Below are 22391 nucleotides of genomic sequence, written 5' to 3'. Positions count from 1 at the left end.
TCAACCCAGCTCACAAGCCTGCTAATCAACAACGCCGGAGCCCTGCTGGTCGGTGGCGGTGATCAAGCGTTCACGAGTGATCCGGATGATTTGTTTTGCGTAGGGGAAGCCGATTCCTCGTGCAGCGGTGATGATAAAGGCTCCGGCGTTGTTGATTAGCAGGCTTGTGAGCTGGGGGATTGTGGATTGAGGAGGTCTAGGCGGCGGTTGGCGGTCAAAGCGGTGATCCGGCAGGCTTCGGCGATGTTGTCGGCGCCGTTGAGGCGGTGCAGATTGATCGCGGTGTTGCGTAGCGTTGCTAGGACCTGTGCGCCGTTTCCGGTATGTGCCCTTTGACGGTCTTCGTCGAAGGTGACGTCGCGTATCCAGTGCAGGCTGTTCTCGATTCCCCAGTGTTGACGCATCCAGGTCATGATCGCGGTAGGGCGGGCGTGCTCGAACGGCAGGCTGCAGATGGCATAGACCACCTCCACGCTGCGCTGGTCGGTGGCGGTGATCAAGCGTTCACGAGTGATCCGAATGATTTGTTTTGCGTAGGGGAAGCCGATTCCTCGTGCAGCGGCGATGATTTGCAGGGTGCGGGTCTCGACACGGCCGTGGCCGCGGGAGTCGTCGGTAGCGGCTGCGGGCACCTCGGCCCAGGGCAGCGCGGTGATACGCGCAAATATTTTGGCTTGGTTGGACTTGACGATCATCAGGTAGTGCGACTTCAAGGTGGCGCAGATCAACTTCGCGGTGACGACCTGGGTATGCATCGCATCCACGGTGACCAGCCACCGCAAGCTACCCGGCAGCAGCGTGAGCAGGGCACGTACGCAGGGAATTTCATTGCTTTTCTCGGCGACAGCGAGTTGACCGAGCACCAATCGGGCACGGTGGGCGAACACCGACACGAGATGCGTGGCTGTCGTTTTGGCGCGTAAAGCACCACGCAGCATCTTGCCGTCCAACGCGATCGGCACCAATCCACTGGGGTCGCTGCTGGCCACGTGTGCAGTGAAGTAACTGCCCATCCTGGCGTTGAGGTCGGCGGGGTCTAGCCGAGACAAAACAGCGCGGAAGGTCTTCTCACTGGGCCGCCGGAACCGGACCCCTAATTGGGCCAACACATCATCGGGAGCGGTGGCCGCCCATGTGGCAAAACCAGCATAGCCGCGCATCCCCGCGGCAGTGGCCAGAACCGCGATCGCCAACAAAGCCATCAGCGAATACCTCCGACCGCGTGGGTCCCTCGGGTCTGGCACCGAGGCCAACACATCGAGAAACTCCGATCCGATGAGCTCGCTGCGCTCACCAGGACTCCAGCAGTCGAACACCTCTGGAACCGACGACACAGGCAATACTGAAACGGTAGGCACGGGCAACTCCAGACCAACGACGAACAGTAACCAACTCGATCGTTCTCCAGATAGCCCGTGCCTACACTCCGGCCCCAATAGCGCGGCACCAAAGATCATCAACCCAGCTCACAAGCCTGCTAATCAACGACGCCGGAGCCCTGGTCATGGCCCGACCTCTCTTATCGATCTGATCTTTGTGTTGCTGTGGTCCGCGCTGGTGGCGGGCTTGGTGGCCGAATTCAGTCGTTTCTGCACCAAAGTCTCCGGCCTCAAGAATGGAATTGCGTTCCAGAATGAATCAGGAGTAGTTTCTGAAATGGAATGGCTATGCAAGCGAACCGGACTTTACTTCGGAAATGCGAGTTGCAGGGCGTTTTCGGCTAAATGGACAACGCTGTTATCGAAGCGGCCTGCAGGACGGCTGCCCGAACTGGCGTGGACGCTGCGCACGGGCCCGGCGCGGTATCGGCGCTAGCCCCGCTGGGGGGTGCCGACGCGCGGTTGGTGGTGTTGGGTTCGGCCGGTCGCGGTCGTGACCGGCGCACGCTCGTCGGTGCTGGTGCTCGCGGCAGCGCCGGTGCTGTCGGCCCCGGTGCGCTGTTGAGCAAGTGAAGAGATCATCTGGGCCTGTTGAGCCGCGGCGGTGTTGAGCTGGCCCAGGGCTGCGGTAACCCGATTCATTGCCGCCAATTCGCCGCCGGTGGGCGTCGTGGGCATGCCGGCCAAGGTGGGGATGGGCAAGTGGGGCGCACCGAAATCGGCGAAACCGGGGCTCGGTGCGCTGGGCTGGCTGAACTCGGGTGAGCCGGGTAGGTCGGGTAGGCCGGCCAAAATCATGGCGGCATCGGTGGTCTGAGGAAGGGGCCCAAGGTCCTCGGCGAGTCCGGCGGCACGCCACGGCAAATCTTGCGCGGCTCCATCGGATGCCGACGTGGAAGCCGATGGGGGAACGGCCGCGTCGGCCAGCGCGGGAACCGGGCCAGACCAATTCGGCAAATTGGTCATCATGTCGGTCAATCTTTGCGTGAGCACCTGCAAGCTCCGCCGATTCCGATCACTGGCAATACCGCCGTACACCAGCAGGCCGAACCAGCTGGTCAGCGCCCCGACGCAGACGACCCCGGCGATGTGTTGTGACAGTCGCCAGCCCGCCGGTCCCAGCGCCCCCTCAATGTAGAGACACACCGCGCCCGTACCGGCAACGATGACCATCAACGCAATCACGCCGGTGCGAACGGTTTTCACGATTTCTGCTTGAGAGGCCACTAGGCCGGCGGAGAGGCGGTCAAGATCGCCCATCACCCGCGCGTGTTGTGACTGTGCGAGAGTCTGGCCCGCATAGGCCTGCGCCGCGATGCCCTGCCAGCCCTCCTCGGGAACCAGGGCCGCGATCTGGCCGCTGAGTTGGTCGAACATCACCCCGCTGCGCACCAGGGCTCCGGCGTTGTTGATTAGCAGGCTTGTGAGCTGGGGGATTGTGGATTGAGGAGGTCTAGGCGGCGGTTGGCGGTCAAAGCGGTGATCCGGCAGGCTTCGGCGATGTTGTCGGCGCCGTTGAGGCGGTGCAGATTGATCGCGGTGTTGCGTAGCGTTGCTAGGACCTGTGCGCCGTTTCCGGTATGTGCCCTTTGACGGTCTTCGTCGAAGGTGACGTCGCGTATCCAGTGCAGGCTGTTCTCGATTCCCCAGTGTTGACGCATCCAGGTCATGATCGCGGTAGGGCGGGCGTGCTCGAACGGCAGGCTGCAGATGGCATAGACCACCTCCACGCTGCGCTGGTCGGTGGCGGTGATCAAGCGTTCACGAGTGATCCGAATGATTTGTTTTGCGTAGGGGAAGCCGATTCCTCGTGCAGCGGCGATGATTTGCAGGGTGCGGGTCTCGACACGGCCGTGGCCGCGGGAGTCGTCGGTAGCGGCTGCGGGCACCTCGGCCCAGGGCAGCGCGGTGATACGCGCAAATATTTTGGCTTGGTTGGACTTGACGATCATCAGGTAGTGCGACTTCAAGGTGGCGCAGATCAACTTCGCGGTGACGACCTGGGTATGCATCGCATCCACGGTGACCAGCCACCGCAAGCTACCCGGCAGCAGCGTGAGCAGGGCACGTACGCAGGGAATTTCATTGCTTTTCTCGGCGACAGCGAGTTGACCGAGCACCAATCGGGCACGGTGGGCGAACACCGACACGAGATGCGTGGCTGTCGCTTTGGCGCGTAAAGCACCACGCAGCATCTTGCCGTCCAACGCGATCGGCACCAATCCACTGGGGTCGCTGCTGGCCACGTGTGCAGTGAAGTAACTGCCCATCCTGGCGTTGAGGTCGGCGGGGTCTAGCCGAGACAAAACAGCGCGGAAGGTCTTCTCACTGGGCCGCCGGAACCGGACCCCTAATTGGGCCAACACATCATCGGGAGCGGTGGCCGCCCATGTGGCAAAACCAGCATAGCCGCGCATCCCCGCGGCAGTGGCCAGAACCGCGATCGCCAACAAAGCCATCAGCGAATACCTCCGACCGCGTGGGTCCCTCAGGTCTGGCACCGAGGCCAACACATCGAGAAACTCCGATCCGATGAACTCGCTGCGCTCACCAGGACTCCAGCAGTCGAACACCTCTGGAACCGACGACACACGCAATACTGAAACGGTAGGCACGGGCAACTCCAGACCAACGACGAACAGTAACCAACTCGATCGTTCTCCAAATAGCCCGTGCCTACACTCCGGCCCCAATAGCGCGGCACCAAAGATCATCAACCCAGCTCACAAGCCTGCTAATCAACAACGCCGGAGCCCTGCGCGGCGCACGACGCTGTCACCCTCTTCGGGGGGTGTTGGATGTGCCAAAGCGTAGATCAACCAGGCGAAGAGGACGGCCTCGGTGCAGGCGCACATCACTGATCCAGGTTCGCCACGTAATTCCGGTTCCGGCGGGTTGTTGTTTCCGCCAGGCACCGGCGCGTCATTGCCTGCTGGATTGAAAGGCTGTATGCTGCAAAGTTCCTTCTGATCTGGTGTTATCGTTGCTGCGGTTCAGGCTGTGCCGGCTCGGCTCGATGGGCTTACCGGAGGTGCGCTCGAATGGATTCTCGTTTGGCGTGCCCGAATTTCTATCCGCCGTGCACATCTATTATGGGCGACAAAATGCGGTGATCCCCACGCCAATTTTCAGCCAAGAAAGCAGAACGGCCTTCCAGGATAAATCAGAATTACCTTCTGAAATAAAACGATATGCACGGCTTCTGATACATTGCGTCAAGGCGACCTGGCGGGGGCAAGTGTTAAATAGTCAATGCAGTTGTCGCCACAGCGGAGGGTGTGCCCACTCGTTGGATCCCGCGATTCGTATGGCGATCACGGCGACGCGGGGGTGTGGGTGTGTCGGCGCGATCAACAGGCATTGGACCGCGCGCTAGAGGCGGTGATCTAGGCACACCCAACGGGCCGGAGTCGGCGGTGTGGTTGTCGTGGTTTTCGTTGTCGGGCTCACCGGCCACGGCCAGGTGTGTCCGATCACACTCTCGCGGACTGTCGATGGACGCTGAACTGGGGTCGGTCCAGAATCGGCTGCTAGCTATTGGGCGAGGCGGGGCGAATCGCCGACCCGGACCGCTGACCTTAGCGTTTTCTTAATATTGCGCAAACATGACCGGCGGCAACCGGGGGATGTCGTGGCGTCGTGGCCATGGCGCGTGCACGGTGATCCCAAAATTCCTGCACGATAACTGCCACGCCTTATCGTGGAACGTGTTGCCGAAGTGACTGTTGTGTGACGCGGTCTCCGCTGTGGCCGAGTGCGCTTCGGCGCCGGTCCAGCAAATTAGTCTAAGCAGTTACTGTGGCTCGTCGCGGGGTTGGGGGCGGCGGTTGGCACGCCGATAATTCACCGGAAAACGGCACGTGAGCGCGGCCTTCGATCATTGGCTGCGCTGACCGTACGGCATCACCACTGGGCGGGTTACCATTGGTAAGTTGGCATGTCAGGCGGGCTTTGTCATATCGTTTTACGACTTGTCGTGATCGGTTACAGGGGCACCGTTCAGCGCTGCACGGACGAATCCCTGACTGGGTCATCCCGCACGAGGGCAAGCCTATCGACAAGACCGAAGGGGCCAACGCGGGCAACGTCGGGGCGAGGTGGCCTACGGGCTGCTGGTGAGGCCGCGCAGTTAAGTCTGCTGAAGGGTTAGGTGGGTATGACGCCCAAGCGCGTCGGGCTATACAACCCCGCATTCGAACACGATTCGTGTGGGGTAGCCATGGTGGTCGACATGCATGGCCGGCGGAGCCGCGACATTGTGGACAAGGCGATTACTGCGCTGCTCAACCTGGAACACCGGGGCGCTGCTGGTGCCGAGCCGCGCAGCGGTGACGGTGCCGGCATCTTGATTCAGGTCCCGGATGCATTCCTCCGGGAGGTCGTCGACTTCGAGCTACCGGCCCCGGGCAGCTACGCCACCGGCATCGCCTTCCTGCCGCAGTCGTCCAAAGACGCGGCCGCGGCCTGCGCGGCCGTTGAGAAGATCGCCGAAGCCGAAGGCCTGCAGGTGCTGGGCTGGCGCAACGTGCCCACCGACGACTCGTCACTGGGCGCACTTTCACGCGACGCAATGCCGACATTCCGCCAGGTTTTCCTGGCCGGAGCCTCTGACATGGCCCTGGAACGGCGCTGCTACGTCATCCGCAAACGGGCTGAGCACGAGTTGGGGACCAAGGGCCCCGGCCAAGACGGCCCGGGCCGGGAGACCGTGTACTTCCCCAGCCTGTCCGGCCGGACGTTCGTCTACAAGGGCATGTTGACCACCCCACAGCTCAAGGCGTTCTACCTGGATCTGCAGGACGATCGGCTGACCAGTGCCCTGGGAATCGTGCACTCGCGGTTCTCGACCAACACGTTCCCGTCCTGGCCGTTGGCGCATCCCTTCCGGCGCATCGCCCACAACGGGGAGATCAACACCGTCACCGGCAATGAGAACTGGATGCGGGCCCGCGAGGCGTTGATCAAGACGGATGTCTTCGGCACCGAAGCAAACGTGGAGAAGCTGTTCCCCATCTGCACCCCGGGCGCGTCTGACACCGCGCGTTTCGACGAGGTGCTCGAACTGCTACACCTGGGCGGGCGCAGCCTGGCCCATGCCGTGTTGATGATGATCCCGGAAGCCTGGGAACGCCACGCGAGCATGGACCCGAGCAGGCGGGCGTTCTACCAGTACCACTCCTCGTTGATGGAGCCGTGGGACGGCCCGGCGTCGATGACATTCACCGACGGCACCATGGTCGGCGCGGTGCTGGACCGCAACGGCTTGCGCCCGTCTCGGATCTGGGTCACCGAGGACGGCTTGGTGGTGATGGCCTCCGAGGCTGGTGTGCTGGACCTGGACCCGTCGACGGTGGTGCAGCGGATGCGGTTGCAGCCGGGCCGGATGTTCTTGGTCGACACCGCGCAAGGCCGCATCGTCTCCGACGAGGAGATCAAGGCGGAGCTGGCTGCCGAGCATCCCTATCAGGAATGGCTCGACAACAACCTCGTGCCGCTGGAGAAGTTGCCGTCGGGCGAATACGCCCGGATGGCCCATGAACGGGTGGTCCTGCGGCAGCTGGTTTTCGGATACACCTACGAGGAACTCAACCTGCTGGTGGCGCCGATGGTCCGCACCGGTGCCGAACCGATCGGGTCGATGGGCACCGACACCCCGATCGCGGTGCTGTCGCGGCGTCCCAGGATGCTCTACGACTACTTCCAGCAGCTGTTCGCGCAGGTGACCAACCCGCCGCTGGACGCGATCCGCGAAGAGGTGGTGACCAGCCTGCAGGGCACCACCGGTGGCGAGCGAGACCTGCTCAACCCCGACGAGAACTCCTGCCACCAAATCCAGCTGCCCCAGCCGATTCTGCGGAACCACGAGCTGGCCAAGCTGATCAACCTCGACCCCGAGACCGTGATCAGCGGACGGCCACACGGGCTCAAATCCAAGGTGGTTCGTTGCTTGTACCCGGTCGCCGAAGGTGGTGCCGGGCTGGCTGCCGCGTTGAATGAGGTACGTGCTCAGGCGTCGGCGGCGATCGCCGATGGCGCCCGGATCATCGTGTTGTCGGACCGCGAGTCCGATGAGCGGATGGCACCGATACCGGCCCTGCTTGCCGTTGCCGGGGTGCATCACCACCTGGTACGCGAGCGAAGTCGCACCAAGGTGGGGCTGGTGGTCGAATCCGGCGATGCCCGCGAGGTTCATCACATGGCGATGCTGCTGGGCTGCGGCGCGGCGGCGGTGAACCCCTATCTGGCCTTCGAGTCGATCGAGGACATGCTCGACCGGGGGGTCATCGACGGCATCGACCGCAACACCGCGTTGAGCAACTACGTCAAGGCTGCCGGCAAAGGCGTGTTGAAAGTGATGTCCAAGATGGGCATTTCAACGCTGGCTTCCTACACCGGGGCCCAGCTGTTCCAGGCGGTCGGGGTGTCCGAAGAAGTCCTCAACGAGTACTTCAGCGGACTGACCTGCGCCACCGGAGGGATCACCCTCGATGACATCGCCGCCGATGTCGCCAGCCGCCACACGCTGGCCTATCTGGACCGGCCCGACGAACGCGCACATCGAGAGCTTGAAGTGGGCGGGGAGTACCAGTGGCGTCGCGAAGGCGAGTACCACCTGTTCAACCCCGAGACCGTTTTCAAGCTTCAGCACTCCACCCGCACCGGCCAATACAAGATTTTCAAGGAGTACACCCGCCTGGTCGATGACCAGAGCGAATGGATGGCCTCGCTGCGCGGACTGCTCAAGTTCCGGGCCGGCGTACGGCCCCCGATACCGCTGGACGAGGTCGAGCCCGCTAGTGAAATCGTGAAGCGCTTCTCGACCGGAGCGATGAGCTTCGGGTCCATTTCGGCCGAGGCACACGAGACGCTGGCGATTGCCATGAACCGGCTCGGCGGCCGGTCGAACAGTGGCGAAGGCGGCGAGGACGTCGGGCGATTCGAGCAGGACCCCAATGGGGACTGGCGTCGCAGCGCCATCAAGCAGGTCGCCTCGGCGCGTTTCGGCGTCACCTCGCATTACCTGACCAACTGCACCGATATCCAGATCAAGATGGCGCAGGGTGCCAAGCCCGGTGAGGGAGGCCAACTTCCGGGGCACAAGGTCTATCCCTGGGTGGCGAAGGTGCGCCACTCCACCCCGGGTGTCGGCCTGATCTCGCCGCCACCGCACCACGACATTTACTCCATCGAGGATCTGGCGCAGCTGATCCACGACCTGAAGAACGCCAACCCGTCGGCACGGGTGCACGTCAAGCTGGTCTCCGAGAACGGGGTGGGGACTGTCGCCGCCGGCGTCTCGAAGGCCCACGCCGATGTGGTGCTGATCTCCGGGCACGACGGTGGTACGGGTGCGACGCCACTGACGTCCATGAAGCACGCCGGTGCGCCCTGGGAGCTGGGCCTGGCCGAGACGCAGCAGACGTTGCTGCTCAACGGATTACGTGACCGGATCGTGGTTCAGGTGGACGGTCAGCTCAAGACTGGGCGCGACGTGATGATCGCGACGCTGCTCGGTGGCGAGGAGTTCGGTTTTGCGACCGCGCCGCTGGTGGTGGCCGGCTGCATCATGATGCGGGTGTGTCACCTCGACACCTGTCCCGTCGGCGTGGCCACCCAGAATCCGTTGCTGCGGGAGCGGTTCAACGGAAAGCCCGAATTCGTGGAGAACTTCTTCATGTTCATCGCCGAAGAAGTGCGCGAATACATGGCGCAGTTGGGCTTCCGCACCATCAACGAGGCTGTCGGCCAAGCGGGGGCACTGGACACGACGCTGGCGCGGGCGCACTGGAAGGCGCACCGGCTGGATCTGACGCCCGTGCTGCATGAGCCTGAGTCGGCGTTCATGAACCAGGACCTGTACTGCAGTTCCAGCCAGGATCACGGGCTGGACAAGGCGCTCGACCAGCAGCTGATCGTGATGAGCAGGGAGGCCCTGGATTCCGGCAAACCGGTCCGGTTTGCCACCACCATCAGCAACGTCAACCGCACGGTGGGCACCATGCTTGGTCACGAGGTGACCAAAGCCTATGGCGGCCAAGGCTTGCCGGACGGAAGCATCGACATCACATTCGAGGGATCCGCTGGCAACAGCTTCGGTGCGTTTGTGCCGAAGGGGATTACCTTGCGCATCTACGGCGACGCCAACGACTACGTCGGCAAAGGCCTCTCGGGTGGCCGGATCGTGGTGCGGCCATCGGATAATGCGCCACCGGGTTATATCGCCGAAGACAACATCATCGGGGGAAATGTGATCCTTTTTGGTGCCACCAGCGGAGAGGTATTCCTGCGCGGCGTGGTGGGTGAGCGCTTTGCGGTTCGCAACTCCGGGGCTCATGCCGTGGTTGAGGGCGTCGGCGATCACGGTTGTGAATACATGACCGGCGGCCGGGTCGTCATCCTTGGCCAGACCGGCCGCAACTTCGCCGCCGGAATGTCGGGCGGTATCGCCTACGTCTACGACCCCGACGGCGAACTGCCGGACAACCTGAACACCGAGATGGTCGATGTCGAGACGCTCGATGACGATGATTCCGAGTTCGTGCACGGCATCGTCCAGGCTCACGTCGATGCCACCGATTCCGCTGTCGGCCAGCGCGTCCTGGCCGACTGGCCGCAGCAGCAACGGCATTTCGTCAAGGTGATGCCGCGCGACTACAAACGGGTGCTGCAGGCGACTGCCGAGGCCGAACGCGACGGTGTGGATATCGACAAAGCGATCATGGCGGCTTCGCATGGCTGACCCGACCGGCTTCCTGAAATACACGCATCGCGAACTGCCGACCCGTCGGCCCGTCCCGTTGCGGCTACGTGACTGGAACGAGGTCTACGAGGACTTCGACAACGAGACGCTGCGTGAGCAGGCGACACGCTGCATGGACTGCGGTATTCCGTTCTGCCACAACGGATGTCCGTTGGGCAATCTGATACCGGAATGGAACGACCTGGTGCGCCAGGGGCGTTGGCGCGATGCAATCGAACGGCTGCATGCCACCAACAACTTTCCGGACTTCACGGGGCGGCTATGTCCGGCGCCGTGCGAGCCGGCGTGCGTGCTCGGGATCAACCAGGATCCGGTGACGATCAAGCAGATCGAGCTCGAAATCATCGACAACGCCTTCGATGAAGGCTGGGTGAAGCCACTGCCGCCGCAGACGCTGACCGGTAAGACGGTTGCCGTTGTGGGCTCCGGTCCGGCCGGTCTGGCGGCCGCGCAGCAGCTCACCCGGGCCGGGCACAAAGTCACCGTCTTCGAGCGTGAGGACCGCATCGGTGGTCTGCTTCGCTACGGCATCCCCGAGTTCAAGATGGAAAAGCGTGTTCTGAATCGGCGGCTCGAGCAGATGCAGGCCGAGGGCACCGAGTTCCGGGCCGGCGTCAACGTCGGGGTTGATATCACGGCCGAGCAGCTGCGCGCCGATTTTGATGCGGTCGTGCTGGCCGGTGGTGCCACCGCGTGGCGGGATCTGCCCATCCCCGGCCGGGAGCTGGATGGCGTCCATCAGGCGATGGAATATTTGCCGTGGGCCAACCGGCTGCAGGAGGGCGACGACGTGCTGGGGCCCGACGGGCAACCACCGATTACCGCCCAGGGCAAGAAGGTCGTCATCATCGGCGGCGGCGACACCGGCGCGGACTGCCTGGGCACCGCGCATCGCCAAGGTGCGGCCAACATCCACCAGTTCGAGATCATGCCGCGTCCGCCGGAAGCCCGCGCTGCGTCGACCCCGTGGCCGACCTACCCGCTGATGTATCGGGTGTCTGCGGCACTCGAAGAGGGCGGCGAGCGGGTGTTCTCGGTCAACACCGAGAAGTTCATCGGTGACGATGGGCGCGTGCGTGCGCTCAAGGCGCACGAAGTCGCGATGCAAGACGGCAAGTTCGTCAAGGTCGAAGGGTCAGACTTCGAATTGGAGGCCGACCTGGTTTTGCTGGCGATGGGCTTCGTCGGTCCGGAGAAGCCCGGTCTGCTCACTGACCTCGGGGTCAAGCTCACCGACCGCGGAAACGTGGCCCGCGGCGACGACTTCGAGACCTCAGCACCGGGCGTCTTTGTTGCCGGAGACATGGGTCGTGGCCAGTCATTGATCGTCTGGGCGATTGCCGAAGGCAGGGCGGCGGCGGCCGGAGTGGACCGCTATTTGATGGGTTCCACGGCGCTGCCAGCCCCAATCAAACCGACCGCAGCACCGCTTCAATAATCACAACAGCCACATTAGAAACATTTGATAATTGCTCGGCGCGTCGTTTTCGGTTTGCCAGAGCCGGGGTGTCTAATTGGCCGATGTGGGCTCCGTCACATAGACGTCGCACATGGGGTCCAAGTAGTTTGTCCGATCACAGGGAGCGTCACTGTGCGTAGTAACCCGTTACCCCGGTCAAGGATGGGGCGAATCGCCTGGTCATGGTTTCGCCACCCCGTCAAAAGCCACGAGTTTCCTGCCAAACACGAGCGCCTGGCAACGGCCGAAGAGCTGCTGCGGTTCGCGGTCTAGCGCCTGGCCCGGCGCACTTGCCGGCGCCAAACGGGTTTGCTCGACTTCATCGAGTTGTTATTAGAAGCATCGTTTATCCGTCAATTAATCCCGACTCGCGGATCGCCTCGGCCATCGGCTCCAGCACGGCCGGGTCATGCGGTGGCGCGATATAGACGATTCCCAGATCCAATCCCTCGGCCGCCAGCGCGGCGGCGTTCTCGATCACCTGCCCGAAATCGCGCTCCGGCGCCAAACCCAGGTGGGCTGAAAGCGTGATCTCTTTCGGATCGCGCCCGATATCGGCGCAATGGGCCGCCAATACGTCGCGCTTGCGGGCAAATTCCTCCGGAGTTCCGCCCGCAAAATTCCAGTGTTGGGCATAGCGGGCGGTGATCCGCAGCGTACGTTTCTCCCCGCTACCACCGATACAAATCGGCGGGTGCGGACGCTGCGGGCCCTTGGGCTCGTTGCGCGCGTCCTCGAGCTGGTAGTACTTCCCGTCGAAGGTGGTGCTCGGTTGGCTCAGCAGCCCGGTCAGTACCGCGCAGGCTTCCTCGAATCGGTCGAAGCGCTCCTTGACGCTGCCCAGCTCGATTCCGTAGGCACCGGACTCCTCCTCGTTCCAGCCGGCGCCAATCCCCAGCTCGAGTCGCCCATGGGAAATGATGTCGAGTGCGGCGGCCATGTTGGCCAACACCGCGGGATGGCGATAGTGAATGCCGGTCACCAGGGTGCCTAGCCGCAGCCGCGTGGTGGCCTGAGCCAGCGCGGTCAGCGTTGTCCACCCTTCCAGGCAGGGGCCGGTGGGGTCGCTGAAGATCGGATAGAAGTGGTCGAAGGTCCAACCGGATTCGTAGACGTCGATGCCGTCGGCGGTCTGCCAGACCGCCAGCATCTGCTCCCAGGTGGTGTTCTGCGGTGAGGTCTTGAAAGCGAAACGCATGCCTTCGACGGTAGTCGCGGTGCAACTGCCGCAAACGCCCGCGCAGGTCCACGGTCGCCGCGCGTATGACTTGCCCTGTGCGCCAGCGGTTTTAGACCTACCGAACACGAAACCTCGCACACTTGCCTGCGAGCAATAGTGCCCACGGAGAAGGGACCAACGCCTCCTGCCACCCGCACGCGGATTAACTAACGTCGGTGTTAGCCGGCAAAGCTTGAACGTCCACCACATGCGGTAGCGATGCCCGAACAGGGAGGTTGTCTATGTCGACCGAGTCCACGAGCCCGGCAATTGTGGTCGGCGTCGACGGCTCGCCGGCCTCCACGTTGGCGGTGGAGTGGGCCGCGCGGGACGCTGAGATGCGTAATGTGCCGCTGAAGGTGGTGCACGTCTTCGCGCCCATGGTGGCTCCCGCTAACGGATGGGCAGACGTTGCGATGCCCGCGGACTATGCGCGCTGGCGAGAAGACCAGGCGCACCAGATTGTGCAGCAGGCCCACGCGGTGGCGGTCGACGCGGCCGCGCCGGGTCGGGCAGCGCACGTCACGAGCGAGGTGCGCTATGCCGCGATCGTGCCCGCCATGGTGGAGCTGTCCCAGCAGGCCGAGATGGTCGTGGTGGGTTGCCGCGGCCAGGGCGGGGTGGCTAGTGCCCTGCTGGGGTCGGTCAGTTCCGGGCTGGCCCACCACGCACATTGCCCCGTCGCGATCATCCATGACGATGAACCGCTGCCACCGCGGTCCGCACAGGCGCCGGTGCTGGTGGGCGTCGATGGCTCGCCCACCTCGGAGTTGGCCACCGAGATCGCTTTCGACGAGGCATCTCGGCGCGGCGCGGAATTGGTGGCATTGCACGCTTGGACCGACATGGGTCCCCTCGACTTCCCGAGCATCAATTGGGCGCCGATCGAGTGGAGCAACATCAAGGACCAGGAGGAAGAAGTCCTAGCGGAACGCCTTTGCGGATGGCAGGAACGCTATCCCGATGTGGTTACGCACAAGGTTGTGGTGAGCGACCGACCAGCACCTCGGCTGCTCGAACACGCCCACGACGCTCAGCTTGTGGTTGTGGGCAGCCACGGTCGCGGTGGGTTCCCCGGCATGCTGCTCGGCTCGCTCAGCCGAGCGGTCGTCAACTCGGCACGGATTCCGGTCATCATCGCCCGCACGCCCCCAAACTCCTGAGGCCAAGCCGCGGCTAGGCCAGCATCGGGTCCACCGCAGCGCGGGGGACCAGCACCTGGCGAGCGCCGGCGGCTTCGGGCAGCAGTTCCCCCGGGCTGAAGAAGAACGCGATCCCGTCATTGGAGATGGCGAAATTCTGGTAGTTCTTCGGGTCCAGACCGGCGCTGGATGCGATCACCACCTGCTCCTCGGACTGCTTTGACAATTCGCTTTCCACGATTGGGAAAACGACCTTCAGCGGATCGGTTTCAGGCTGCCACAACTTGTCCCAAGTGATCGGCTTGCGATAGGCCTGGTCCCAATTGAACGCCTTGTATGTGGTTTGGGGGCGCGGGCCACCGACGTTTTGATAAATCTTGAGCACCACGCTCTGCGTTCCCCGCGGAGGAATCGCCGACTCGTAATTGGTCGAGGTGATGTCGAGCTCGTAGGGTGCGTCGCGCGCAGTGGAGGATTTCGCCTTGTCGAGGAAATGCTCGCCCGTCTCGCGGACGAAGCTCTCGAGCGACTTCCCGTCGGGGTAGTTGCTTGGCAGGCTGATATCGACGGTGTAGCCGGGTTCGGTCATCTGAATCTTGCACACCTCGCCGGTGGTGGTCCCTTTGAGTTCGTCGCAGTAGCTCTTGGGCGGCGCGGCTGCGGCGAGGCCGGTAGAGCCGAAGAGCGTGGCAAACGTGACCAGCACGAACATCATGATGTGACGCATGTCGAAATTCCTCCTGGAGCACATCGCGGCGCGACGGCATAGACACAAGGGATTGGCTTGCCGCGAGATTTGCATCGACGACAAGGCGGGGCCAGCTGGTGCGGACCCCGGTGACCGACGTGACCCAAGCTAGCAGATCATCTGGATTTGGCCGCTAACGCGCAGCAGACGACCGGCGCGCAGGCCGTGCGGCTCCCGGCGGTTTAGGTGAGGCCTGCCCGTAGCCCGCGGGTTATCTCCTCGGGCATGATCGGGCTCTCGGCCGGCCCACAATTGCAGCTGAAGCCGCCGAAGGGGTTGGGCTCTTCGATGACTTCACCGGGACTGGCGCCGGCCGGTGTCGCCCCAACCAGGCAGCCGATAATGACGGCAGCGCCAACCAACACCATTCTCATCGCGGGGCGCTTCAGAATGGGGAATCCCACGTTTGGCCGTTCGTGCTTCGCGATCGACATGACGGCCTCTCCTTCAGAATTGTCGGTATTTCACGGACGACTAACTCGTCACGCAGCTGTATTCGACGGTATTTGCCGGGTGATCGACGGTTCAAGCAAATGGGTGACACACATGCAGAATCCATAACCACCGCGGTGCCCGATGGCGTGACGTCGGAGAACGCCATGAAGCCCGGGGCGCAACTAGACTCCATACAACGATGAGCCACATCCTCGGGGTCGACACCGCCATCACGCTGGTGGCGGCGGGAGCCATCTTTCTGCTGGCCCTGGCGCTCGGAGTGTGGAAGTACCGGCAGGTCATGGTCAGCGATGGGCACCGGGCCCACGTTTACGTCGATATCGCGCATCGGGCCGCGCTGCTCTACGCGTTCGCAACGCTGCTGGTTGCCGTCTTCGTCGAGCTGAGCGTCTGGCCAGCGTGGCTCAATCTCACGGCGGCGATGGTCATGGTGTTCTTTTTCGTCGCTGCGATCGCGACATACATCTTCCACGGCGCGCGTCGTGACACCGAGAATCAGTTCGATCCTGCTGTGCCGGGGACCGGCGTGTTCATGGTCTCGCTAATGCTGGGGGAGATTGGGGGCTTCACGGTGGTCTTCGTGGGGTTCATCGTCGGTCAGCTGAGGTGAGCGACAAGGCATGGATCCGGTAGCCGCACTTCGGCAGATCGCCTACTACAAGGACCGAAGCCGTCAGGACCCCGGACGGGTCATGGCCTATCGCAACGCCGCCGACATCATCGAAAGACTGGACGAGGATGCGCGCCAGCGGCATGGTCGGGCCAACAGCTGGCAATCGCTGCCGGGTATCGGTCCCAAGACCGCAAAGGTCATCAGCCAAGCGTGGTCCGGTCAGGAGCCCGATCTGCTGGTCGAACTGCGGTCTGCGGCGCAAGATCTGGGCGGCGGTGAGATTCGCGGCGCGCTGCGTGGGGATCTGCACCTGCACTCGGAGTGGTCGGACGGCTCGGCGCCGATCGAGGAGATGATGGACACCGCGGCGGCGTTGGGGCATGAGTATTGCGCGCTAACCGACCACTCGCCGCGGCTGACGATCGCCAACGGGCTGTCGGCAGAGCGATTGCGCAGGCAGCTCGATGTCATTGACGAATTGCGCGAGAAGTTCGCCCCGATGCGCATCCTCACCGGAATCGAGGTCGACATTCTCGAGGATGGCAGCCTCGACCAGGAACCGGAGCTGCTCGACCGTCTCGACATCGTGGTGGACAGCGTGCACTCGAAGCTCTCGATGGAGTCGGCGGCGATGACTCGGCGGATGGTGCGGGCCGTTTCCAACGGTCATGCCGATGTGCTCGGCCACTGCACGGGCCGGTTGGTGACGGGCAACCGTGGCATCCGGCCCGAATCCAAATTCGACGCCGAAGCGGTGTTCACCGCCTGCCGTGACCACGGCACCGCGGTGGAGATCAACTCGCGTCCGGAGCGGCGCGATCCGCCGACCCGGCTACTGAACCTGGCCCGCGACATCGGCTGTGTCTTCAGCATCGACACCGACGCACACGCACCCGGCCAGCTGGACTTCCTCGGCTACGGCGCTCAGCGCGCGCTCGACGCGGGAGTTGCGGCCGATCGCATCATCAATACCTGGCCGGTCGACAGACTCCTCGACTGGGCTTCAGTCCGGTAGACGGGGCACCTCCTGGTCCGGGGCCCGGCCCACCAGCACCGCGCGGGTGAGCGCGGAGTTGCCGTATCGACGCCGAATCCGGTCCACAGCCGCGTCAATGGCCACGGGTTCGCCGCCGAACGGCAGCATCAGTTGCTGGGCACCGCCGGGGTCGATGCTGGACACGGCGAAGCCGACCAGCGTCAATCCCCGCTGCGCGATAGCCGGCGCGGCCGAGCGCACCAGTTGGCGCGCCGCGGCGAGGATCGGCTGGGTAGACGACGTTGCCCACGGCAACGTGTGGGACCGGGTCGCCCGGCTGAAATCGTCGAATCGTAGCCGCAGCACCACGGTTCGGCCGGTGCGGCCGGCCGCTCTCATCCGGCCCGTGATTCTGTCGATCAACGTGACCACCACCGCGTCCAACTCCGCCGGCGACAGGGCGTTGCCCGCTCGCCCCAGTGCGCGCTGGGCGCCCACCGAACGCCGTCGCACACCGGTGCTCACCCGGCGCCGATCGATGTTGCGGGACAGGGCATACAGCTGGCGCCCCATCGCCGCACCCAGCATCGAGCTCAGTGCCGATTCGCTGAGCTCGGCGACGTCGGCGACGGTGCACAGGCCGTGCGACTGCAGTTTCGCGGCCCACTCCCCAGAGCCGGCGCACCGGCAGGGGATGCAGGAATGCCAGCTCATCTTCCGGCGGCACCAGCAGCAAGCCGTCCGGCTTGGCCTCTTGGCTGGCGACTTTGGCCAGAAACTTCGTCCGCGCCACGCTGACGGTGATGGGCAGCCCGACCCGCCCGCGTACGTCTTCCCGCAGCCGCGCCGCGATCTGCACCGGTGTGCCCGAGACCCGGCGCAAGCCGGCCACATCGAGAAACGCCTCATCCACCGAAAGCGGCTCCACCAGTGGAGTGCAGTCGCGGAACACCTCGAACACGGCATCACTGGCCCGCATGTAGGCGCGCATACGCGGCGGCACCACCACGGCCTGCGGGCACAGCCGCCGCGCCTGAGCTCCGTCCATCGCGGTGCGGACCCCGTATGCCTTGGCCTCATAGCTCGCCGCCAGCACGACACCGCCGCCGACGATCACCGGCCGACCCCGCAACGAGGGGTCGTCACGCTGCTCGACGGACGCGTAGAACGAATCCAGGTCCGCGTGCAGGATGGAGGCATCGCCGTGCACGAACATATGTTCGCACCGCGGACCGACAAGTTCCTGGTTAGCGAGCCGCGCCGTAGATGCTGCTGACCCAGACGTGCACCAGGGTGTCGACCACATGTGTCTCCGGCACGGACGGCTCCTCAGCCAGGAACGACGCCGACAAAGTCCGCTCGTTCATCAGGTTGAGTGCGGTGGCCAGTTCCAGGGCGGGCAGCGTCACCGGCGCGGCGCCCCGTTCGCGCTCGGCTTCGATGATCTTGGCGGTATAGGCGATCCACTTCTGCATGAATGTCGACCACAGCTCCCGGACTTCGGTGCTGATACTTCGGACGCCCTGACCGCCCTGCACGACCGCTCGGTGCGATCCGAAGGTCTCGAAGAACACGTTGATTCCGTTGCGCCACATCGTCACGTGGTCGACGTCGGGTGCCTGGGCGAGGTTGTCCAGCGCCGCGTCGGCCTCATTGACCACCCGGTCCAGCAAGGTCAGCAACACTGCTTCCTTGGACGGGAAATAGAAGTAGAAGGTGGGGCGGGAGATGCCGGCTCCCTTGGCCAGGTCGTCGACCGAGATGTCGACCATCGGACGGTCCTCGAGCAGCTTCTCGGCCGTGTTGAGGATCGCCAGCTCCCGCTCATCACCGGATGGTCGCGCGCTACGGCGGCCCCGGCTCACCGATGCCTGACTGGCAGTGGAAGTAGACACCACGGCAGCTTACCGCGCGTCGAGAGTTTCGACACTCCGTTGACGGACTCAACACAGCGTTGATAGCGTGGCGCCATGACTGAGCATCTTGACGTCGTGATCGTGGGGGCGGGTATCTCCGGCGTGAGTGCAGCCTGGCATCTTCAAGACCGCTGTCCGACCAGGTCCTACGCGATCCTGGAGAAGCGCGCCGCCATGGGTGGCACCTGGGATCTGTTCCGCTACCCCGGCATCCGATCCGACTCCGATATGCACACGCTGGGCTTCCGCTTTCGTCCGTGGACCGAGCGCCAGGCCATCGCCGACGGCAAGCCGATCCTCGAATACGTCAAAGGCACGGCGGCCATGTACGGCATCGACAAGCACATCCGGCTCAACCAGAAAGTCATCAGCGCGGACTGGTCGAACGCGCAGAACCGCTGGACGCTGCAGATCGAGAGCAACGGTGCCATGAGCGCCGTCACCTGTTCGTTCCTGTTTCTCTGCAGCGGCTACTACAACTACGACCAGGGCTACACCCCGAACTTCGCCGGCGCGCAGGACTTCGCCGGCTCGATCATCCATCCGCAGCACTGGCCCGAAGACCTCGACTATGACGGCAAGAACGTCGTCGTGATCGGCAGCGGTGCCTCCGCGGTCACTCTGGTCCCGGCGCTGGCGAACTCGGGGGCAAAGCACGTCACGATGCTGCAGCGCTCGCCGACCTACATAGTCTCCCAGCCAGAACGGGACAGCATCGCTGAGCGCCTCAACCGCTGGCTTCCCGAGAACATGGCCTACGCCATGGTGCGGTGGAAGAACGTGCTGCGCCAGGCCGCCGTATACGGAGCCTGCCGCAAGTGGCCGCGGCGAATGCGGAAGAACTTCATGGGACTGGCCCAGCGTCAGTTGCCCGAAGGCTATGACGTGCGAAAGCATTTCGGCCCGCACTACAACCCATGGGATCAGCGGCTATGCCTCGTGCCCAACGGCGACTTGTTCCGGGCCATTCGCCACGGACAGGTCGATGTGGTCACCGACACGATCGACCGGTTCACGCCGACCGGCATCCGGCTCAACTCGGGCCAGCAGCTGCCGGCCGACATCATCGTCACCGCAACGGGTTTGAACCTGCAGCTCTTCGGCGGGGCGGCGGTCACCGTGGACGGAGAGTCGGTGGATCTCACCAAGGCGATGGCCTACAAGGGCATGATGCTTTCCGGCCTGCCCAACATGGCCTACACCGTTGGCTACACCAACGCGTCGTGGACACTGAAGGCGGATCTGGTGTCGGAGTTCGTTTGCCGTCTGCTCAACTCCATGGACGCCAATGACTATGAGTCCGTCGTCGTCGAGCGCCCGGATTCGGATGTGCAGGAATGTCCATTCATGGAGTTCACTCCGGGCTATGTGCTGCGCGTGATCGACGAACTTCCCAAGCAGGGTTCACGCAAGCCGTGGCGACTCAACCAGAACTATCTGCGCGATATTCATCTGATTCGCCGCGGCAAGATCGACGACGAGGGTTTGCGATTCGCCAAAAAGCCGGTCGCAGTGCCGGTTTAGTCGCCGGCTTAGCCGCGATTCAGGATTCGGTTGCGACGGCGGCGACCACCACGATGCCGTCGTCGTCGCTGTAGGCGATCTCGCCCGGCACGAACGTGACACCGCCCAGCGTGATTTCGGCGTCGAGTTCACCCGACCCGGTCTTGGCGCTCTTGCGCGGATTGGTGCCCAGTGCCTTGATGCCAATGTCAATGCCACGCAGTGCGGCCGAATCGCGGACCGCGCCGTGCACCACCAGCCCCGCCCAGCCGTTGGAGCGCGCCAGTTCGGCGATGACATCACCGACCAGGGCGGTATGCAGGGAACCGGCACCGTCGATCACCAGCACCCCGCCCTCACCCGGCTGCGAGAGCACCGATTTCAGCAGCGCGTTGTCCTGAAAACACCGCACGGTGCTGATCGGTCCGGCGAACTCGGCGCGGCCACCGAACTGGCGGAATTGAAGATCACAGCTGCGCACATCGGGCCCGATGTCGTCAACGAGATCGGCCGTTGGCCGAAACGCCACGTTTCCCATCGATCAGCGCCGGCGCAGCTGGCGGATCAGCAGCATCGCCAACAGGCTCAATGCGATTGCGACGACCAGCGGAACGGTGGAGTGGCTTGGCTGCTCATCGGCGACCCGGGGAAGTGGGTTGTTGGCGCGGTCTACCGTCGACTTAGCCTGTGCGGCCGCATCTTTAGCGGCTTCGGCGAGTTGGCCGTTGGCGCTCGGTTGTTGCTGTGAAACGTTGGCCAGCGCGGTCGGTTGCGGGGCCGGTTCGGGGCTTTGTGCGGGCGGCTTGGTCGCCGGGGCCTTTTTGGCCGGTGCCTTTTTGGCGGGGGCCTTCTTGGCTGGCGCCTTCTGCGCCGGGGCCTTCTTGGCCGGCGTCTTCTTCGCAGGTGTCTTCTTGGCCGGTGTCTTCGCAGCCTTGTCGGCGGGCGGCTTCTTGGCCGGCTGTCCCGGTGTCGCGTCGGGTTCGCCGTCGGGTCGATCCTGCGGGTCTGCCATGCGGCCGCTCCTTTGCAGCTTCCTCATTGCTCACTAGATCGCGAAACACTCGGGTCCATCATGCCAGGACACGGTTCGTCGTCTGCCTCGCCTACCAGGTCGCCGGCCCAAGCCGCTACGGCCGGCGCCGCGTAGCCCACAGCGCTGCCGCGCCTACCGCAGCGACCACTCCCACCGCGAACGGCCAGGCGGGCAGGTCCTCGCCCGAATCGCCACCGCCATCACCACTGGCGCCGACGGTCACCGATTCGTGCGCCGCCATGCCTCCAGCCTGCGCGGATGCCGCCGGAACCGGCAGCGCGACGACAATCGTGATGGCGACCAATAACGGCGCGAACCGCAACTTCCCGAGCACCTGCGCAACCACACCACGCGAATATCTGGCTCGTGACTGAACACGGCTGCTCGAAACCCAACTGCGCAGGACCGGCATGCTGACTCAGGCTAGCCCTAGACGCGCCATCAGGTCCGCCTCGATGCCGTCGAGTTGCGAGGAGATCGCGGAATGCGCGGCTCGACGCCGCTGGGCCGGCATGTTCTTGGCTGCTGTGATAGCGGCCGAGAGTTCGCAGAGCCGCTCGCTGATGGCCGAGACGAACTGCTTGGTCTCCGCGTCCTTCGGCTTCTTTTCCTGCACAATCCGCAGCGACCGCTCACAACCGGACACCCGGGCGGACAGCTGTGCGCCGTGGCCCGAGAACTGTCCGATCTGAGCCAGCGGCACCCCGAGCTGGTCTGCCCGCCGTTGATCCAGCAGTCCGCGGGCCGCGATGGCCGCGCGATACATCACCGGCGCAAGGATCGGGGCGAGTAATCGAGACACCGTCAGTGTCCGGCGGATTCGAGCGGGCGAGAGGAACTTGCCCTCGCGGGCCGCCTTGAGTTGGGTCTCGGCGACCTTCAATGCCGCCCGGTCGCTGTCGCGCTGCGCCTTGAGCTGCGCCTTGAGCGCCTTGTCGGTCGCCTTCTGCGCGGACTTGATGCGGCGCGCCTCATTCTTGGCGGACAGTTTGGCTTCCAGCTTGGCGCGGGCCTTGATCGCGCGGGCTTCGGCGCGACGCGTCGCGCGGCTCTTTCGCTTGCGGAACAGGCCCATTCCCGGCCGCCTCCCGGTATCTCGTGGACTATCGCGGTGCGTGCGCGCTCGCTGGGCCCAACCCTAATCCGGGAGGGGCGTCGGCAATCCCTCAGGTCGGGGGACCGGCCC

General features: G+C 64.1%; 17 protein-coding genes and 1 pseudogene. 6 read left to right on the top strand and 12 right to left on the bottom strand.

Annotated features, from left to right (window positions below; translation table 11 throughout):
* Positions 1 to 155: 155 nt before the first annotated feature.
* From MPSD_RS27405 to MPSD_RS27390, 3 genes are all read right to left on the bottom strand, one after another.
* Entirely contained in the window at positions 156 to 1358 is a 1203-nt protein-coding gene (locus MPSD_RS27405; RefSeq protein WP_420811986.1) for an ISAs1-like element IS2404/ISMul1 family transposase, read from the bottom strand.
* Positions 1359 to 1811: 453 nt separating this feature from the next.
* On the bottom strand, positions 1812 to 2771 hold the full coding sequence (locus MPSD_RS27395) for an EspA/EspE family type VII secretion system effector (protein ID WP_086085916.1): 960 nt from the start codon (positions 2769 to 2771) through the stop codon (positions 1812 to 1814).
* 20 nt (positions 2772 to 2791) lie between these two features.
* On the bottom strand, positions 2792 to 3994 hold the full coding sequence (locus MPSD_RS27390; protein WP_420811985.1) for an ISAs1-like element IS2404/ISMul1 family transposase: 1203 nt from the start codon (positions 3992 to 3994) through the stop codon (positions 2792 to 2794).
* A gap of 1541 nt (positions 3995 to 5535) precedes the next feature.
* Between MPSD_RS27390 and gltB the strand changes: the two genes are divergently transcribed.
* Complete coding sequence (gene gltB / locus MPSD_RS27375) at positions 5536 to 10119, top strand: glutamate synthase large subunit (protein WP_020785517.1); 4584 nt, start codon at positions 5536 to 5538, stop codon at positions 10117 to 10119.
* Positions 10112 to 11578, top strand: coding sequence for a glutamate synthase subunit beta (locus MPSD_RS27370; protein WP_015357676.1), 1467 nt, complete (start codon positions 10112 to 10114; stop codon positions 11576 to 11578). The genes gltB and MPSD_RS27370 overlap by 8 nt, the downstream gene beginning before the upstream one ends.
* Before the next feature lie 367 nt (positions 11579 to 11945).
* On the opposite strand, the gene MPSD_RS27365 is transcribed toward MPSD_RS27370, so the two are convergent.
* Positions 11946 to 12797 carry an LLM class F420-dependent oxidoreductase gene (locus MPSD_RS27365; protein WP_020727005.1) on the bottom strand — a complete coding sequence of 284 codons (852 nt, stop codon included), beginning with the start codon at positions 12795 to 12797 and terminating at the stop codon, positions 11946 to 11948.
* A gap of 263 nt (positions 12798 to 13060) precedes the next feature.
* Between MPSD_RS27365 and MPSD_RS27360 the strand changes: the two genes are divergently transcribed.
* Complete coding sequence (locus MPSD_RS27360; RefSeq protein ID WP_086084833.1) at positions 13061 to 13981, top strand: universal stress protein; 921 nt, start codon at positions 13061 to 13063, stop codon at positions 13979 to 13981.
* A gap of 13 nt (positions 13982 to 13994) precedes the next feature.
* On the opposite strand, the gene MPSD_RS27355 is transcribed toward MPSD_RS27360, so the two are convergent.
* Both MPSD_RS27355 and MPSD_RS27350 read right to left on the bottom strand, forming a co-directional pair.
* On the bottom strand, positions 13995 to 14687 hold the full coding sequence (locus MPSD_RS27355; protein ID WP_086084834.1) for an esterase: 693 nt from the start codon (positions 14685 to 14687) through the stop codon (positions 13995 to 13997).
* A 203-nt stretch (positions 14688 to 14890) separates the two neighbouring features.
* Positions 14891 to 15142, bottom strand: a complete 252-nt coding sequence (locus tag MPSD_RS27350) for a hypothetical protein (protein WP_036426103.1) — start codon at positions 15140 to 15142, stop codon at positions 14891 to 14893.
* A gap of 200 nt (positions 15143 to 15342) precedes the next feature.
* Between MPSD_RS27350 and MPSD_RS27345 the strand changes: the two genes are divergently transcribed.
* Both MPSD_RS27345 and MPSD_RS27340 read left to right on the top strand, forming a co-directional pair.
* Positions 15343 to 15774: a hypothetical protein gene (locus MPSD_RS27345; protein ID WP_020785521.1), complete on the top strand. Its 432-nt coding sequence runs from the start codon at positions 15343 to 15345 to the stop codon at positions 15772 to 15774.
* A gap of 10 nt (positions 15775 to 15784) precedes the next feature.
* Positions 15785 to 16792 carry a PHP domain-containing protein gene (locus MPSD_RS27340; protein ID WP_086084835.1) on the top strand — a complete coding sequence of 336 codons (1008 nt, stop codon included), beginning with the start codon at positions 15785 to 15787 and terminating at the stop codon, positions 16790 to 16792.
* Here MPSD_RS27340 and dinB read toward each other — a convergent pair.
* A pseudogene (gene dinB / locus MPSD_RS27335) lies at positions 16781 to 17969 on the bottom strand (DNA polymerase IV). The gene MPSD_RS27340 and the pseudogene dinB sit on opposite strands and share 12 nt — an antisense overlap.
* Positions 17970 to 18000: 31 nt before the next feature.
* Positions 18001 to 18648, bottom strand: a complete 648-nt coding sequence (locus tag MPSD_RS27330) for a TetR/AcrR family transcriptional regulator (RefSeq protein WP_086084848.1) — start codon at positions 18646 to 18648, stop codon at positions 18001 to 18003.
* Between the two features lie 75 nt (positions 18649 to 18723).
* On the opposite strand from MPSD_RS27330, the gene MPSD_RS27325 reads away from it, so the two are divergent.
* Positions 18724 to 20193 carry a flavin-containing monooxygenase gene (locus MPSD_RS27325; RefSeq protein WP_086084836.1) on the top strand — a complete coding sequence of 490 codons (1470 nt, stop codon included), beginning with the start codon at positions 18724 to 18726 and terminating at the stop codon, positions 20191 to 20193.
* A 19-nt stretch (positions 20194 to 20212) separates the two neighbouring features.
* Here MPSD_RS27325 and rraA read toward each other — a convergent pair whose 3' ends face one another.
* The 4 genes from rraA to MPSD_RS27305 all read right to left on the bottom strand — a co-directional run bounded on the left by rraA (position 20213) and on the right by MPSD_RS27305 (position 22280).
* Positions 20213 to 20710: a ribonuclease E activity regulator RraA gene (gene rraA, locus MPSD_RS27320; RefSeq protein ID WP_020785527.1), complete on the bottom strand. Its 498-nt coding sequence runs from the start codon at positions 20708 to 20710 to the stop codon at positions 20213 to 20215.
* Positions 20711 to 20713: 3 nt separating this feature from the next.
* A complete protein-coding gene (locus MPSD_RS27315; RefSeq protein ID WP_012396901.1) occupies positions 20714 to 21184 on the bottom strand; it encodes an Rv3852 family protein in 471 nt (156 codons plus the stop codon).
* A gap of 115 nt (positions 21185 to 21299) precedes the next feature.
* Positions 21300 to 21617 carry a hypothetical protein gene (locus MPSD_RS27310; RefSeq protein WP_012396900.1) on the bottom strand — a complete coding sequence of 106 codons (318 nt, stop codon included), beginning with the start codon at positions 21615 to 21617 and terminating at the stop codon, positions 21300 to 21302.
* Positions 21618 to 21623: 6 nt separating this feature from the next.
* Positions 21624 to 22280: a DUF6474 family protein gene (locus tag MPSD_RS27305; protein WP_020785529.1), complete on the bottom strand. Its 657-nt coding sequence runs from the start codon at positions 22278 to 22280 to the stop codon at positions 21624 to 21626.
* Positions 22281 to 22391 lie beyond the last annotated feature (111 nt).

Origin of the sequence: Mycobacterium pseudoshottsii JCM 15466, from assembly GCF_003584745.1 — a bacterium.
Lineage (GTDB): Bacteria > Actinomycetota > Actinomycetes > Mycobacteriales > Mycobacteriaceae > Mycobacterium > Mycobacterium marinum.
This window is presented reverse-complemented; position numbering and strand designations above follow the sequence as displayed.